Origin of the sequence: Mycolicibacterium sediminis, assembly GCF_010731735.1 — a bacterium.
GTDB classification, from domain to species: domain Bacteria; phylum Actinomycetota; class Actinomycetes; order Mycobacteriales; family Mycobacteriaceae; genus Mycobacterium; species Mycobacterium sediminis.
Map to the genome: position 1 here is coordinate 1924639 of NZ_AP022588.1, position 15552 is coordinate 1940190.

The window sequence follows — 15552 nt, forward strand, 5'->3', positions numbered from 1 at the left end:
ACACGTGTCAAGTTTGGTTCGGTAGTGCGTCGCCGGCCGGGGCGGCCTTCGGATCACCACGAGTGGAAGTCCGTGATCAGGAATGCGCCGCGCGGGCTCGCGTTGGACCCGTCGTGCGGGTACGAACGGAGGTGATGACGAGCAGTCGAGAGGCCACCTTCGTGGCGGTCGGTCAGGACGATCCCCTGGCCGCGCCGCTGCTCGCCGAGCTGGCCGTGGAGTACGCGACCCGCTACGGGAGCACCGTGGAACGGGTGGGCCGGTGGCTGCGCGGCTACCCGGCCGACGAGTTCGCCCCGCCCGGCGGCGGCATGGTGATCGGCCACGTCGACGGCGTCCCGGTCACCGGGGGAGCGTTCCGCAGGTTCGACGACCGGACCGCGGAACTCAAGCGCATCTGGACCGACAGCGCACACCGGCGGCGCGGACACGGCCGGGCCACGCTGGCCGTGCTGGAGGCCGAGATCGTCGCCCTCGGCTACCGCCGGATCTACCTGACCACCGGCGACAAGCAGCCCGAGGCCGAGGCGCTGTACTTGGCCACCGGGTACCGACGGCTGGCGGAACCGCTGGAGGCCGACGGCGGCGAGGTCTACCCGGTCGCCTTCCTCAAGGACCTGGCGTGACCGCGCACCTGCCGGTCTCGGTCGCGCTCGAGGGGCTCGGCTGGCATCCGGAGGCGTGGCGTCACTCGCCGGCCGGCGCGTCGGTTCTCGACGGCGGCTACTGGGCCGGCCTCGCCGCCACCGCGGAGCGTGGGCTGCTCGACTTCGTGACGTTCGACGACGGACTCACCCCGCAGCGCCGCCGCAGGCCGGAGGTCGATCCCCGGTGGCTCGCCGGGCGGCCCGACGCGTTCCTCGTCGCCGCGCGCGTCGTGACTGCCACCACCCACCTCGGACTGGTGCCGGTCGCGACGGTCACCCACACCCCGGCTCCGGAGATCGCCGCCGCGGTCGCCGCGCTCGACGAGCTGTCGGGCGGTCGGTCCGGCTGGCAGCCGCGCATCAGCACGACCGCGTACGAGGCGGCCCTCTTCGGCAGGCCACCGTCGACCGGGGACCCGTTCACGCCTGCGTCCGACGTCGTGGCGGAGGTTCGCGCCGAATGCCCGCGCCCGGTCGTCGCCGCGCTGGCGCACAATCGGCGGGTGTACGAGTTCGCCTCGCACGCTGCCGATCTGGTGTTCGTGACACCGCGTGACGACGGTGCGGTGTCGACCATCCTCGGCGAGGTCGCCGACTCGGGTGGCGGCGTCCGGGTGTACGCCGACGTCTTCGTGTCGTCCACGCACGTCCTCGACGAACGGTCGGACGCCTACGTGTTCGACGGTGATGCAGCGGAACTCGTCGACCTGATGCTTCGGTGGAACCGGCTCGGCGTCGACGGGTTCCGGCTCCGGCCGTCGGTGAACGTCGTCGACGTGCCGTTCATCGTCGACGAGGTGACGCCGCTGCTGCGCTCCGCCGGCCGATTCCGCTCGAACTACTCCGAGTCCCAGACCCTCCGTCAGCGACTAGTCCACCAGGGGGCGCCATGACCGTGCCGTTGTCCATCCTCGACCTCTCGCCGATCAGCGAGGGCGCCGACGCGGCGACCGCGCTGCGCAACACGGTCGATCTCGCCCGGCATGCCGAGCGCTGGGGGTTCTCGCGCTACTGGGTCGCCGAACACCACTTCGTCGCGGTCGCGGGGTCGTCGCCCGCGGTGCTGATCGGACACATCGCCTCGGCCACCGAGCGGATCCACGTGGGTGCGGCTGCCGTGCAGCTCGGCCACACCACCGCGGTGGCGACGGTCGAGAGCTTCGGCATCCTCGACGCGTTCCACCCGGGTCGCATCGACCTCGGCGTCGGCCGGTCCGGTCAACGGCGCCGCGAGGCGAACGACGACCGCAAGCCGCCGCCTCCCGCACGGCGCACGGAGTGGCTCGAAATAGACGGCGTCGTGGTGCCCGCCCCGTTCGACATCCGCACCCTGATGCGCAACCCGGTCCTCAAGGCGCGCATGGGCGTCCTGCAGCAGCCCGAGGCCAAGACGCCGGACTTCGCCACCCAGGTCGACGACATCCTGGCCATGCTGGACGGCACCTTCACCGCCGATGGTCACGAGACCCACGTGGTGCCCGGTGAGCGTGCGCCGTTGCGGCCGTGGGTGTTCGGCAGCAGCAAGGGGCAGAGCGCCGAGGTCGCCGGCAGTCGCGGGCTGCCGTTCGTGGCGAGCTACCACATCACCCCGGCGACCGCGCTCGACGCCGTCGAGGCCTACCGGAACGCCTTCCGGCCGTCGGCGGCGCTGCCGGAGCCCTACGTCGTGGTGTCCGCCGACGTCCTGGTGGCCGACGACCACGACACGGCGGTGCACCTCGCATCGAGCTTCGGCCGGTGGGTGTACGCCATCCGCGCCGAGGGCGGTGCGGTGCCCTACCCCGACCCCGACTCCTTCGAGCCGCTCTCGCCCGAGCAGGCCGAGGCGGTGCGGGACCGTACCGCAACGCAATTCGTGGGCGATCCCGACGAGGTGGCCCACCGGCTCGACGCGCTGCGGCGCGTCACCGACGCCGACGAGCTGGTGATCACCTCCGTCACGCACGATCACGCCGACCGGCTGCGCTCGCATCGACTGATCGCCGAACGCTGGGGCATCGGGTGAGCGTCGCGGTGCGGGTCACCCCGTCCACCCGCGTGGCCGACCTGTCCGGCGTCGACTACCTGGTGGGTGACGCGATGACCCTTGCCGCGCTGGCCGGCGTCACCGACCGCGTCGGTCTGATGATCGAGGTCGACGTGGCCACCGCGGCGCCGTTCACCGTGGCCCGTCGCCTCGCCACGCTCGACCACCTGTCGGCCGGGCGCGCCGGCGTCCTGCTGCACGGCGGGCCGCACGGGCGCGCCGAGGAGTTCGCCGCCGTCGTCGAGGCGCTGTGGTCGGGCTGGGTGCACGGGACGGCGCCGTCGACCATCCGGCGGATCGACCATCGCGGCCCTCACTTCGAGGTCAGCGGAATGCCGACACTGCCCGCCGGCCCACGGGAGCGGCCCGCCGTCGTGTTCGACGAGGAGCGGCTCGGCCTCTAGATTCCTTCGTGTGCTGACGCAACTGGTGGTGGGGTGGCTGTTGCTGCTCGCCGCCGTGCTGGTGTTCGTCGGCGGCTTCGCGTTCCGCGCGCTGCTGGGTCGCTACCGCAACACCTCGGCGGTCGAACGTGCCGTGCGCGCGCTGCGCGGCAACGTCGTCGGGCGGGTGCTGTTCGGCCGGGTCGCCGAGGACGCCCTCGACGACGTGGAACTCGACTCGATGATCCTGATGCCCGCGATCACCGTGTCCTGCGGCCTGTGCCTGACCTCGATCTTCCTGCTGGGCATCGAGGTCCTCACCTAGCGACGCGGGCACACCACCGCGAGCGCGTCGTTGGTCGCGTCCACGCCGCCGTCACCGATGCACTCGCGCAGGCGGGCCCGCAGCAGCTCGCGGGCGTCGGCCTCCAGCGTCAGCACGGCCGAGTAGGTGGTGACCATGTCGATCCAGTCGCCGGTCGAGTAGTGCAGGTCCTCGCCGTAGGACTGCCGCTCGTTCACGAAGCCTGCCTCGTCGAGCAGCGTGCTCAGCCGCTCGGAGCGCTCGATGCCCTCCGACGGCCGGCGCCAGTCGTCGACGATGCCCGCGTAGGCGGCGTCGAAGTCCTCGAGGGACGGGCGGACCTGGACGATCCGGTTCCACAGCAGCGCCAGCCGGCCACCGTCGGTCAGCAGACCGGCGACCTTGGTCAGCGCCGACCCCGGCTCCACCCAGTGGAACGACTGCGCGAAGACCACCAGGTCGAAGGTCCGGCCCGCCGGCTCCCAGTCCTCGAACGTCGCGACGTCCACGGTGAGGCCCTTGGCCGCGGCGACCGCAGCCATCTCCGGATCGGGTTCCACGGCCACCACGTCGGCGCCCGCGTCGGCCAGTTGCTTCGAGGCGATGCCGGTCCCCGCGCCGACGTCGAGCACCGTCGACCCCCGTCCCGGGACCAGACCGGCGATCAGGTCCTCCGGGTAGGTCGGGCGGAACCGGTCGTATTGCGCGGCGGCCGCTCCGAACGAACTGGCGCGCCTGCGGTCGTCGTGCAACGTCACCGCGCGGCCTGCTCGGCCGCCTCGCGGATGGGACCCCGCCACACCGGTCCGTGACCGGGCAGTACGACGTCGGTGTCGAGTAGGCCGAGTGCGGCGAGACTGCGCACGCTCGCCGCCTGGTCGTGGTTGAACAGGCCGGGCAGCAGTTGTGGGCCGGTGCGCGTCGACACCGGGTGTCCGGTGACCATCGCGTCGCCGCTGACCAGGATCCCGTCGACCACGTACGAGCAGTGCCCGCCGGTGTGGCCCGGCGTGGGAATCGCCATCGGGGTGCCGGGCAGCGCCGCGGCGACCTCCTCGGTGAGCGCGTGCGTGGTGGGGATGCCGTCGCGTACCAGCGCGCCCTTGCGCCCGATCGTCGCCGACCACAGCGCGTAGCGGGGCTGCCACATCTTCAGCGCGAGGTCCACCAGCGAGACCTGCTCGAGGTACTCGCGATGCGCGTGACCCACCTCGGCGGCATGGCAGAACACCGGTGCGCCATGGGTTTTCGCGAACCAGATCGCCGAACCCATGTGGTCGACGTGGGCATGGGTCAGCAGGATCGCATGGATGTCGTCGATGCCGAAGCCGAGTTCACGCACCGACTCGACGACTTCGTCGCGTTGACCCGGGAATCCGGCGTCGATGATCACCACACCACTGCCATCGGTGACGAGCGTCCAGTTGACCAGGTCGGTCTGGGCGAAGTGCACGGAATCGGTGATGGCTGTCAGGGCCGCCATGGAAGAGAGTGTATCGAGACGGGTGGAATATCCCGGTCACGTCAGGAGTAGAAAAGAAGCGTGGCTGAACTCAAATTGGGATACAAGGCGTCGGCGGAGCAGTTCGCCCCGCGTGAGCTCGTCGAGCTGGCCGTGGAGGCCGAGGCGCACGGCATGGACAGTGCGACGGTCAGTGATCACTTCCAGCCGTGGCGTCACGAGGGCGGCCACGCGCCGTTCTCGCTGGCCTGGATGACCGCCGTCGGCGAGCGGACCAAGCGGCTGGTGCTCGGCACCTCGGTGCTGACCCCGACGTTCCGCTACAACCCCGCGGTGATCGCGCAGGCGTTCGCGACGATGGGCTGCCTGTACCCCGACCGGATCTTCCTCGGCGTGGGCACCGGCGAGTCGCTCAACGAGATCGCCACCGGCTACGAGGGGGAGTGGCCGGAGTTCAAGGAGCGCTACGCGCGGCTGCGCGAGTCGGTGCGGCTGATGCGCGAGCTGTGGCTCGGCGACCGGGTCGACTTCGACGGCGAGTACTACAAGACGAAGGGCGCCTCGATCTACGACGTGCCCGAGGGCGGGATCCCGATCTACATCGCCGCGGGCGGGCCGCAGGTGGCCAAGTACGCCGGCCGCGCGGGTGACGGGTTCATCTGCACCTCCGGCAAGGGTGAGGAGCTGTACAAGGACAAGCTCATTCCCGCGGTCAAGGAGGGCGAGGAGGCCGCGGGCAAGGCGCCCGACGCCATCGACCGGATGATCGAGATCAAGATCTCCTACGACACCGATCCCGAGGCGGCGCTGGAGAACACCCGATTCTGGGCGCCGTTGTCGCTGACCTCCGAGCAGAAGACGAACATCCACGATCCGCTCGAGATGGAGAAGGCGGCCGACGAGCTGCCCATCGAGCAGGTCGCCAAGCGCTGGATCGTGGCGTCCGATCCCGACGAGGCCGTCGAGAAGGTCAAGGACTACGTCGACTGGGGTCTGAACCACCTCGTGTTCCACGCGCCGGGCCACGATCAGCGCCGGTTCCTCGAGCTGTTCCAGCGCGACCTCGAGCCGCGCCTGCGCAAGCTGGGCTAGCTCGCCGGAGGGACCGGCCGACCGGTGATCCGGTAGACGCGGAAGCGTTCGTCGCCGGTGGCGCCGAACACGGAGTGCACCAGCGTGCCGAGCCCGGCGCCGTCGTTCCACAGGCTGGGATAGCGCACGTTCAGTGCATCGGCGTCGCTGATGGCGGGGTTGCTCGCTACGACGTAGCGCACGCCGAAGTCGTACGGCCGGTTCATCACCGCGGTGAAGTCGTAGTCGCTCGTGATGACGAATTGTCGCGGGCGGTCCGACGACAGCCAGATGCCCCAGGTGTTGAACGTGTCCATGAGCACCGATCCGTCGGGCAGGTTCCGACGGTCGAAGTAGTCGGCCAGCGAACGGTCGTTGACCATCAGCCGCCGGTACCACTGTTCGCCGGCCGGACGGCCGTGCGGATCGACCAGGGACGCGAGCCCGAACTGCAACTGCTGGTTGCCGATTCGCTGATCGGACATCGCGTACACGGTGACCGGTGCGCCGACGAGCAGCGACGCGGTAAGCAGCCCGGCGCCGAGCCGCCGGGCCCCGTCACCCGTGGCGTCGGGTGACCAGCAGAGCAGCGCGACGCACACGACCAGCGGTATCGCCAGGAGATAGAAGCGGAACCATCCGAACGTCGTAGACGAGTACTGGCTCCACGCCGCGAAGGCGAGAACCGGTCCCAAAGTGGCGAGCGGGACCAGCACGACGGCGTTGCGGCGCACGACGGCAAGCGCGAGCGCACAGGCGGCGGCGATCACCACGAACGGTTGCATGCCGAGCAGTCGCGCGCCGATCACCACCCAGTCGTCGGACGCCGCGCCCGCCAACGGTCCGCCTCGCTCGGCCGCCCCCGCCACCTGGCTGCCGTTGCCGTACTGCGAGGACAGCGTCGCGAACAGCTCGCCGGACACCACCCAGCCGGTCACCGCCCAGATGGTGAAGGCGCACGCGAGCGGGAACGAGACGATCAGCACGCACAGGATGGTCGAGTCGAGTCGTTCGGCGGCGCGTGCCCGCCGGAACGCCACCGCGGCCACCAGGAGCGCGACGCCGACGGCGGCCGGGACGACCTCGTAGCGTGCGAGATAGCCGAGGCCCAAAGCGATTCCGGCCCAGGCGAGATCGCCCACCCGGTCGCTGCGGATCCACTGCGCGAGGTGGCGGATGGTCCAGACGAGGAAGAACGTCTCGGCGGCCTCGCTCATGCCCGACGCCCCGTACACCACGATCATCGGCTGCAGCGCGAAGCAGCCGACGGCCACCCACCGCCATCCTGCACCCACGCCACGGTCGAGGGCGATCCGGCGGACCATCAGCGCGGCACCCGCCATGAAGAGCGAACTCTGCACCACGGCGGCCAGACCGTGCGTCTTCAGTTCGGGCCACCAGCGACTGAATTGCAGCACCGGGATCTCGACCATGCTCGGCAGGGGGTTCCAGACGAATCCGATGGCCGACAGGTGGGGTTGACGGCTGAACACGACGTAGCCGGCATTGGCCACCCGGCTGGGGGCGTCGGGGTCGAACAGGTTGTAGCGCAACACCAGCAGGGTGCCGACGCCGAAGTACAGCGCGGCGAGGGCGGCGAACAGCGCCACGCCCCACCCGCGGCGGACCGGCGGGGCGACGTCGTCGAGCGTCGCGCCGACGGCCGTCGCCGCCGGCGCCATCACATCAGTGGCCGACACGCCGCCGCCGCACCACGACCAGCACGCCGGCGCCGAGCACCACGATCACGCCCAGCGCGACGCTGACCCACACCCACCACTTCCACCCGTCACCGGGGTACTCGTTGAGCATTCCGCCGCCCTCGCGGACGGTGAGATTGACGGCTTGGCCCGCCGGTCCCGTCGCGACGACGTCACCGGTCAGCGACGACCAGCGGTTGGGGAGGCCGCGGATGTAGTCGAAGCTGCGGTCCACCAGTGACCAGTCGCCCGTTCCGGAGATCGCCAGGACCGTGCGGCCGTTCTGGGTGAAGGACTGCACGACGCCGAGCGCACCGTTCACGTCGATCTCCGTGTCGGGGCTTCCGTTGACACCGGCTGACGTCGACGCTCCCGGCAGCAGCGGCGGGTTCATGCCGGCCGAGGCCAACTGCTCCCCACTGGTCACCGCGAGCAGGCCGGCACCGGACGCGGCCGCGTCGGCGAAGGTCACGAGCTGCGGTCGCAGAGTCATGCCGGTCTGCTGACCCATGAGGTTGATGGCCTGCCCCGCGAAGCGGATGCCGTCGGGGCCGTCGATCGCGACGTCGAAGTCGGGCGTGAAGGCCATGGGCAGGACCGGGAAGCCGCCCCGGTTCCGGATTCCGGGCGTCACGGTCACCGTGGACGAGGGGTCGAGGGCGAACGTGATCCGGTCGTTCATCGGCGCGCACTCCTGCCGCGGCACGTAGCGGATCTCGAGCGCCATGCCGACGTTGGACGTGATCGACTCGGCGGGGATGTCACCGGTCAGGTCGAGCCGGCCGGAACCGTCGAGCCGGTGGGTCGCCAGCACCGTCGAGCCCGAGCGGATGAGCACCGACCCCTCGCCGCCGATGACGGGCGTGTACGTCGCCTTGAGGTGCACCTGGGCGTTCGTGACGGGACCCACCCCGAACGCGCTGACGTCGAATCCCGCGTACATCGTGGTCACGCCCAGGGCCGACGTCTGGCCCGTCATGCCCAGCTGGCCGAACGTCTTGATGTTGGTCGACTGCGCGCGATCCCGAGTGGCCTCGAGCACAGCGGCGGAGGGGGTCTGCGCGAGTGCGAAGCGCCGGTCGGCGAACATGTCGACCTGCTGGACCAGTTGCTCACCCGTCCCGTTGATCGCCAGCACGGCGGCCGGGGTGCCCGGGTTCTCCACCACCATCCCGGCGTCGCCACCGTCCCGGATCGCGATCACCCTGCGCGACAGCCCCGTCGGCGGCAGGACGCCGTCGACGGTGGCGATGTCGACCCGCACCGGCATCGGCCGGTAGAGGTGGGTCAGCTCGGCGACCAGGTCGAGTGCGGCCTGCTGCTGGCTCGTGGTCGGTGCGGCGCCGACCTGGACGACCACCTGATCGAGGTAGCCCGGCAGGAAGTCGGCCACCGTCACCGGATCCGGCGTCGGCCCGGAGAAGGACGTCGAGAGCTGATCCAACGTGACCGACGGTGGTTGCGAGCAGCTGTCCAGGGACGGATTGGCATCGCGGAGAACGAATCTCAGTGGTGCCCTCCCGTCGGTGACCTGAGCCGCGGCGAGGTCGACGGTGAAGGGCACGGTGGCGAGGTCGGCCGGTACGACGATGCTGCCGAGCACGACGCCCCGGCCGTCGAGGACGTCGACGCGACCGTTGACGACGTTGACCACCGAGCCGATCTGTCCGACGAGCACGGTCGGACCGACCCCGGCGGGTACCGGCACGGCGGCTTCGGCCGGCTGGTTGGCACCGATCAGCTCCATCCGGTTGGGCAGCCCGAGCTGGGACCAGGTGAGCGGCGGTGTCACGCTGGGCGGACCGGGCACGCCGGCGTCGGCCGACTCGGACATCGGCGTGGCGGACGGTTCCGCCGTCGCGACGGGTGCGGTGTACGTCAGCGCCGCGACCGTGCCGACGACGAGCGGCGCCGCCAGCGCCTTGAAGACTGATTTCACGAGGTGACCTCCGGTGGAGTGCGTTGGGCGAGGGGTTCGGGGGAGTGGTCGAGGCCGTGCACCGTCTTCTCCCAGAAGAACGGCCGAAAGATCAACTGGTGGATGGCCTTCAGGGCCGCGAACGACTGCAGGACCCAGTACAGGGGTGCGAGCAGGGCGGCCCACCAGAGGTGCGGCTTGCCCAGTGACCGGGTGACCACCAGACCGGTGAAGACCGACAGCGGGGCGCCGATCAGGAACAGGGCGAGGCAGGCGTAGTAGGTCGGCGGCGGGAACAGTGCGCCGATGAAGTCCGGCCGGCCGAGCACCCACACCAGCATGCTGAACCAGAAGACGAGGTTGAAGGCACTCGTCAGCGGCACGCCGCCGGTCATGTTGATCATCCGCAGCGTGGCCTTGACGCCGATCTCGCCGCGCAGCGCCGCGGGCTCCCGCAGGTGCACCAGCATGGTCTGCAGGTAGCCCTTGTACCAGCGGGACCGCTGCCGAATCCAGTTCACGACGTCGGAGTTGGCCTCCTCGAGCGTGGTCGAATCCAGGATCAGCGTGCGAAAGCCGTGTCGCGCCAACCGGACTCCCAGGTCGGCGTCCTCGGTGACGTTGAACTCGTCCCAGCCGCCGATCTCGCGCCACACCGCGGTCGGCATGTGGTTGGAGGTCCCGCCGAGGGGGACCACGCACCGCGACGCCTCGACGGCGGGCAGCACGACGCCGAACCACTGGTCGTACTCCAGGGAGAACCAGCGCGTCAGCAGGTTCTGCCTCTCGTTGAAGTAGCCCAATCGGGCCTGTAGGCAACCGATCCCGGGCGGCGCGCTCCGGAAACCCACGACGGCGCGGCGGAGTTGCAGCGGATCGGGGACGTCCTCGGCGTCGTAGATGGTGACGAACTCGCCCCGCAGGTCGGGTAGCGACATCCCGTAGTTGCACGCCTTGGGTTTCGTCTTGGGCAGGCTGTGCGGCACCAGGATGATCCGGGTCGACTGCAGGTCGGCTCCGAGCAGCGCCGTCTGAGTGGCGACGTCGTCTTCCTCGACCAGCAGCAGGACTTCGAGTTTGTCGACGGGGTAGTCGAGTCTGCCGACGCCGTTGATCAGGTTCGTCACGATCGTCGGTTCGTCGTACACGGGCAGCAGCACGGTGTAGACCGGTAGCTCGTCGGCGGTCGGTGCGAGTGCCTCCTCGTCGCTGACGCGGATCAACGCCGAGGACCGAAGTCCGCGCAGCAGTAGGTAGTTCCGGTCGATCGTCGAGGCCAGGTAGAGCAGCGCCACGACCCCGGTGAGCAGCGGGGGGACGACGTGCGGCCAGAGGATCGCCGCGAGGACGACGAGGAGTGCCCCCACACCGATCTTCAGCAGCGCGCCGTGGCCCAGGATGCTCCTGGCCGAAAGGTGTGCGGGCAGCTGCCGGAGGTCAGACACCGTGGGCGCCGACGAGCCGGCCGACGACCTCGTCGGCGCGCTGACGGACGAGGGGATCGACGCGGCTGGCGGCGTCGGGCTGCTGACGCATCAGCCACATGGCCGGCCGTACCGCCGTGTCGAGCAGTGTCAGTGGTCGGGGCGCCGGTGGCATCACGTCGCCACCGATGGTCTGGCTCGTGATGACCGTGACGCGCTGGCTCAACGGTCCGGCGCGCCAGGTCCACGTCACCGCGTACCAGTCGCGTCCGCCACCGTCGGTCGCGGTGTCGGCGTTGGTGTGGATCGTGCGCGCACCGGGAGGAAGCGAGCCGCCCGATGCCGGGCGGTACTCCAGCGGCAGGGCCGTCGGGTACCAGACGGCGTCGGCGACGTCGTCCAGCGCCGCGGGATCCGAGGTCGTCATGACGTCGACGGCGGCCGCGGGGAGGCCGGCGCGCCCGGGGACGGCGTAACGCTCCAGGGTCGCGCCCGGCCCGAGGAGCCGGGTGATGAAGGGGAACGACGTCGGCGCGCCCAGCCCGGCCCCGGCGATCCAGTCGCCGTCGACGGTCGCGACGACGGCCGACGATCTGGCCGGCGTCCCGATCAGCAACGCCCCCGCCGTCGCCGCGAGGACCCCCAGCGAAATCAGGGAACGACGCGAGCGAAGGGCGGGCAGCTGCCCGGCGCCGGGTGACCGGTGCGGTGCCGACAGGCGCGAGAGGGCGAGCGTGGCGATCGCGGGGACCAGACCACCCACGACCAGGACCAGGGCCAGCGGGTGCAGGTGGGCGCCGACGACCACCACGAGGATCGCCGCCACGACGAGGCAACCCAGGGCGGCGACGGACCGTCGTCCGATGGTGGCGTAGCGCCCCGCCAGGAACACGGCGACGGCCCCCATTGCGGCGGTGAGCAGGCCGTGGGCGGTGCGCGAACCGCCGAGACCGGCCGCCGCGAGGAGGAACGGCAGCGGGGTGGCGCAACAGAGGACGAACAGCCACAGTGCCCACATCCGGACGGCGTGGCGGACGCTGAACAGCACCGCCACGGCACAGGCCAGCCAGACCACGATCGCGAGCTGGTGCAGCTGCCACAGCCCGGCCAGCGTCGGGATGCGGGTGCCGACCAGGTGCAGACCGGTCAGTCCGACGATCCCGAACAGCGTCGCGATGATCACGTCCGTCTCGGAGTCCCGGACCCCGCGGGGCGCCGAGCGGTAGCCCGTGGCGATCAGCGCGGCCAGCAGTGGGACCACCAGGAGGTGGGCCGTGCGCGAGCCTGCGAGAGCGGCGGTGACGACGTGCTCGTAGCCGGTCCAGCAGGCGACGACGCTCAGGGCGACGATGGCCGCGACCCGTGTCCACCGTCCCGAGCCGGTTCGGGGAGGTTCCGGGTGAACCGGCGACGCCTCGTGGGCGGAGGTGCGACGGATCGCGGTGGCGTCCGTGATGACGGCGCCGTCGAAAGGTGGCATGTCTGGTTCCTGGCGGTGAAGGGGGGTGGTCGTGAAGCCGATTGAGCAAACACCCGGTATCGACGCCAGCGAAAAAATACTATCTGGACGATAACCTTGGATTTACGCAACCGTCAGTATGATCTAGGTCACATTGCGTTTCGAAGGTCCGAATTGATTCCGTCACGGCTGGTGAGGCAGGGTGTCAGGCGTGGTGTTCCGATGGATCGGCACCGTGCTCGGAGCGGGTGCTCTCGTCGCCGCGTGCCTCGGTCTCGCCGTGCGGTACCTGCCGGTGACCGACCACGTGATGGTCATCCTGACCAGCGCGTCGCCCTACCTGATGCTGGCGGCCCCCGTCGCGGTGGTCCTGCTCGCGCTGAGTCGGCGCTGGGTGCCCGTGGTGCTGGCCGTCGTCGCCATGCTCGTGGTGGTCGCCGTCCGCATCCCGCTGTACACCGGTCCGGAGACGAGGCAGGCGCAGACCACTCCCGTCCGGGTCATGACGGCGAATCTCGGCATGGGGCGAGCCGACGCGCGGGCAACCGCCGCGACCGCCAGGGACCTCGCCGACGTGCTCGTGGTCCAGGAGATGACGCCGGAGGCCCAGGCGGGTCTGAGCGCGACCGGCGTCGATCGGGACTTCCCCTACCGGGTCGTCGATCCTCGCGACGTCGCATCGGGAATCGGTGTGTGGAGCCGTCATCCGATCGTCGAGTCCGCCCCGGTCGACGGGTATGCGATGCCGATGCTCGAGGTCCGCCTCCGCGTTCCCGGGGTGGCCTTCGACCCGACGGTGCTGGCCGTACACCTGGCCGCACCGTGGCCCGCGCCGATCGACGCATGGCGCCGGGACGTCGAGCGGTTGCCTGCCACGCTGCGGACGCTGGCCCTCGACGCCGGGTCGGGGGCGGTGATCGTCGCGGGCGATCTGAACGCGACGGTGGACATGCTGCCGTTCCGCCGCCTGTTGGACAACGGGTACCGGGACGCCGCCGAGCAGGCGGGCGCAGGGATGAGCCGGACCTTCCCCGGCCAGCGCAGGGTGCCGCCGCCACTGCTGGGCATCGATCACGTACTCGTGCGCCTCAGCAGCGCGTCCTCGCTGCAGCGGGTGCCGCTGCCCGGCTCCGACCACATGGGCCTGGTCGTCGGCGTCGACGTCCCGCTGAATCCGACCGTCAGCTGACGGGGTGAACGCCTACCCGCGGGCGCGCCGTCGGAGGACGAGCACGATCGCGGCAGCGACCGCCAGCACGGCTGCGGCGGCCAGTGCCACGGCCACCCACGTCCACCAGGGCCGGCCCTCGGTCGAGGCACTCGCCGGCGCGGCCGTCTGCTGATCCATCCGCACGGAGAGTTCGACCGTCGAACCGGCGACGCCGGTGGCGACCACGTCACCCGTCAGCGTCGCCCATCGGCCCTCGAGGCCACGGACGTAGTCGAACGTCTGGTCCAGCAGTCCGGTGCCTCCGGACGTGTCGATCGCCAGCACCATGCGGCCGTTGTTCGGATACGCCCCGACGACGCCCAGTGGACCGTTCAGGTCGATCCCGGTGACGGGCGTGCCCTCGACGTCGACGGCGTCCTCGCTCGTCCGCAGCAGCGGCGGGGGCATGCCCCTCCGCGCGAGGTCACCGCCCGGCGCGGCCACCAGCAGGCCGGATCCGCTCGACGTCGCGCTGTCGAGGGTCGTCACGTTGGGGCGAAGTGCCACCGTCGACTGCTGGGCCATCAGGTTGATCGCCTGGGCGACGTAGCCGATCTGTTCGACGTCGTCGACGGCCACGTCGAACTCCGGTGTGAACGCCATTGGCAGCAGGGCGAACCCACCACGATCGGTGTCGGCGGGACGCACGGTGACGCGCGACTCGGGATCGACCGAGAACGTCATGCGGTCGAGCACGTCCGAGCAACTCCTCCTCGGCGCATACCGCACCTCCAGTGCCAGCGGCACGTTCGAGCTGATCGCGCTCGCCGGGACGTCGGCGGTCAGGTCGACGACGCCCGACTGATCCAGCAGGGCCGAGGCGAGTACCGAACTGCCGGAGCGGATCAGCAGCGAGGCGTCGGCGTTGGTCACCGGCGTGTACCTGGCCAGCACGTGGACCGTCGCACCGTCGATCGGACCCGACCCGAACGCCGAGGCGTCGAAGCCGACGAACAGGTTGGTGACGCCCAGGACGGACGTCTCCGCCTTCACGCCCAGGTCGGCGAACGACAGGCTGTCGGTGGTCCTGGGCGCGCCCCGGTCCAGGGACGTCACCGTGGCCGACGAGGACTGCGCGAGGTCGAATCGCCGGTCGGTGAACAGGTCCACCTGCCGCAGCAGTTCCTCTCCCCGGCCGGAGATGGTCAACACCGCCGCCGGGGTGTCGGGGTCGTCGACGGTCAGCCCGGCACGGTCGCCCTCGACGATCGCGATGGTGCGCTGCGTGCCGGCGCCGTCGCCGAGCGGCGCGGCGGCGCCGGTGGAGACGTCGACCCTGATCGGCATCGGCCGGTAGAGACGGGTGAGTTCGGCCACCAGGACCAGCGCGGCCTGTTGCTGTTCGCGGGTGGGGGTCTCGCCGATCGAGATGGTGACGCGGTCGAGGTAGCCGGGCAGGAAGTCGGCGACCGTCCGCGGGTTCGGCGTGGGCCCGGAGTACGTCGTGGCGAGCTGGCTCAACGTCACCGACGGAGGTTGCCGGCACCGTTCCGTGCCGATGTCGTCGACGTCGCGGATGACGAACGTCAACGTCGCGACACCCGCCACCACCTCGGCGGCCGCCACGTCCACGACGAACGGTGCCGACGGCACGTCGAGTGGAATCGGCGTGCTCGCGAGCACCACGCCCCGGCCGTCGAGCACGTCGACGCGGCCGGCCACGCGAGTGGACGCACCGATCGTCCCGGTCAGGACGGTGGGCGAAACCCCCTGCGGTACCGGCATTTCGACCTGGGTCGGCTCGTTGTTTCCGGTGACCTCGAGACTGTCCGACAGCCCGAGTTGGGCCCAGCCGATCGCGGGGGACACGGCGGGCTCCGCTCGCGCGCTCGGCGCCGCGGGTGACGCGAGGACGGCGACGACGGCCGAGGCGATGACGAGGTGGAACAGTCGCGGGAAGAGTCTGCTCATCGTTCTCCTCGTGCGGTTTGCCGGCGAACTCGTACGG

At 70.7% G+C, this 15552-nt stretch carries 14 protein-coding genes; 7 read left to right on the top strand and 7 right to left on the bottom strand.

The window, feature by feature from the left end; genetic code table 11:
* Positions 1–134: 134 nt before the first annotated feature.
* From G6N64_RS09195 to G6N64_RS09215, 5 genes are read left to right on the top strand one after another with little or no spacing between them, the layout of a single operon-like run.
* Positions 135–626 carry a GNAT family N-acetyltransferase gene (locus G6N64_RS09195; RefSeq protein ID WP_163796620.1) on the top strand — a complete coding sequence of 164 codons (492 nt, stop codon included), beginning with the start codon at positions 135–137 and terminating at the stop codon, positions 624–626.
* On the top strand, positions 623–1540 hold the full coding sequence (locus tag G6N64_RS09200; protein WP_163796621.1) for an LLM class oxidoreductase: 918 nt from the start codon (positions 623–625) through the stop codon (positions 1538–1540). The genes G6N64_RS09195 and G6N64_RS09200 overlap by 4 nt, the downstream gene beginning before the upstream one ends.
* Positions 1537–2652 (top strand): LLM class flavin-dependent oxidoreductase, encoded by a 1116-nt coding sequence (locus G6N64_RS09205; protein ID WP_163796622.1) that lies wholly within the window; start codon positions 1537–1539, stop codon positions 2650–2652. The genes G6N64_RS09200 and G6N64_RS09205 overlap by 4 nt, the downstream gene beginning before the upstream one ends.
* Positions 2649–3077: an LLM class flavin-dependent oxidoreductase gene (locus G6N64_RS09210; protein WP_163796623.1), complete on the top strand. Its 429-nt coding sequence runs from the start codon at positions 2649–2651 to the stop codon at positions 3075–3077. The genes G6N64_RS09205 and G6N64_RS09210 overlap by 4 nt, the downstream gene beginning before the upstream one ends.
* A 10-nt stretch (positions 3078–3087) precedes the next feature.
* On the top strand, positions 3088–3381 hold the full coding sequence (locus G6N64_RS09215) for a hypothetical protein (RefSeq protein ID WP_308206592.1): 294 nt from the start codon (positions 3088–3090) through the stop codon (positions 3379–3381).
* Here the strand turns inward: G6N64_RS09215 and G6N64_RS09220 are convergent.
* Together G6N64_RS09220 and G6N64_RS09225 are read right to left on the bottom strand one after the other, a co-directional pair.
* Complete coding sequence (locus tag G6N64_RS09220) at positions 3378–4112, bottom strand: class I SAM-dependent methyltransferase (protein ID WP_163801545.1); 735 nt, start codon at positions 4110–4112, stop codon at positions 3378–3380. The genes G6N64_RS09215 and G6N64_RS09220 overlap by 4 nt on opposite strands.
* 2 nt (positions 4113–4114) lie before the next feature.
* A complete protein-coding gene (locus G6N64_RS09225; protein ID WP_163796624.1) occupies positions 4115–4843 on the bottom strand; it encodes an MBL fold metallo-hydrolase in 729 nt (242 codons plus the stop codon).
* A 60-nt stretch (positions 4844–4903) separates the two neighbouring features.
* Between G6N64_RS09225 and fgd the strand changes: the two genes are divergently transcribed.
* Positions 4904–5914 carry a glucose-6-phosphate dehydrogenase (coenzyme-F420) gene (gene fgd, locus G6N64_RS09230; RefSeq protein WP_163796625.1) on the top strand — a complete coding sequence of 337 codons (1011 nt, stop codon included), beginning with the start codon at positions 4904–4906 and terminating at the stop codon, positions 5912–5914.
* On the opposite strand, the gene G6N64_RS09235 is transcribed toward fgd, so the two are convergent.
* The 4 genes from G6N64_RS09235 to G6N64_RS09250 are packed head-to-tail and all read right to left on the bottom strand — an operon-like array spanning position 5911 to position 12415.
* Positions 5911–7593 (bottom strand): ArnT family glycosyltransferase, encoded by a 1683-nt coding sequence (locus G6N64_RS09235; RefSeq protein WP_246231060.1) that lies wholly within the window; start codon positions 7591–7593, stop codon positions 5911–5913. The two genes, fgd and G6N64_RS09235, sit on opposite strands and share 4 nt — an antisense overlap.
* A complete protein-coding gene (locus G6N64_RS09240) occupies positions 7580–9532 on the bottom strand; it encodes a hypothetical protein (protein WP_163796626.1) in 1953 nt (650 codons plus the stop codon). Before G6N64_RS09240 ends, G6N64_RS09235 begins: the two co-directional genes overlap by 14 nt.
* The gene (locus tag G6N64_RS09245; protein ID WP_246231061.1) at positions 9529–10956 is read right to left on the bottom strand and encodes a glycosyltransferase family 2 protein; all 1428 of its coding nucleotides are present in this window, start codon (positions 10954–10956) and stop codon (positions 9529–9531) included. The genes G6N64_RS09240 and G6N64_RS09245 overlap by 4 nt, the downstream gene beginning before the upstream one ends.
* On the bottom strand, positions 10949–12415 hold the full coding sequence (locus tag G6N64_RS09250; protein ID WP_163796627.1) for a hypothetical protein: 1467 nt from the start codon (positions 12413–12415) through the stop codon (positions 10949–10951). The genes G6N64_RS09245 and G6N64_RS09250 overlap by 8 nt, the downstream gene beginning before the upstream one ends.
* A 190-nt stretch (positions 12416–12605) precedes the next feature.
* Here G6N64_RS09250 and G6N64_RS09255 point away from each other — a divergent pair, with 190 nt between their 5' ends.
* Positions 12606–13583: an endonuclease/exonuclease/phosphatase family protein gene (locus G6N64_RS09255; RefSeq protein ID WP_308206591.1), complete on the top strand. Its 978-nt coding sequence runs from the start codon at positions 12606–12608 to the stop codon at positions 13581–13583.
* Between the two features lie 12 nt (positions 13584–13595).
* On the opposite strand, the gene G6N64_RS09260 is transcribed toward G6N64_RS09255, so the two are convergent.
* Positions 13596–15515 (bottom strand): cellulose biosynthesis cyclic di-GMP-binding regulatory protein BcsB, encoded by a 1920-nt coding sequence (locus G6N64_RS09260; RefSeq protein WP_246231062.1) that lies wholly within the window; start codon positions 15513–15515, stop codon positions 13596–13598.
* Positions 15516–15552: the final 37 nt, after the last annotated feature.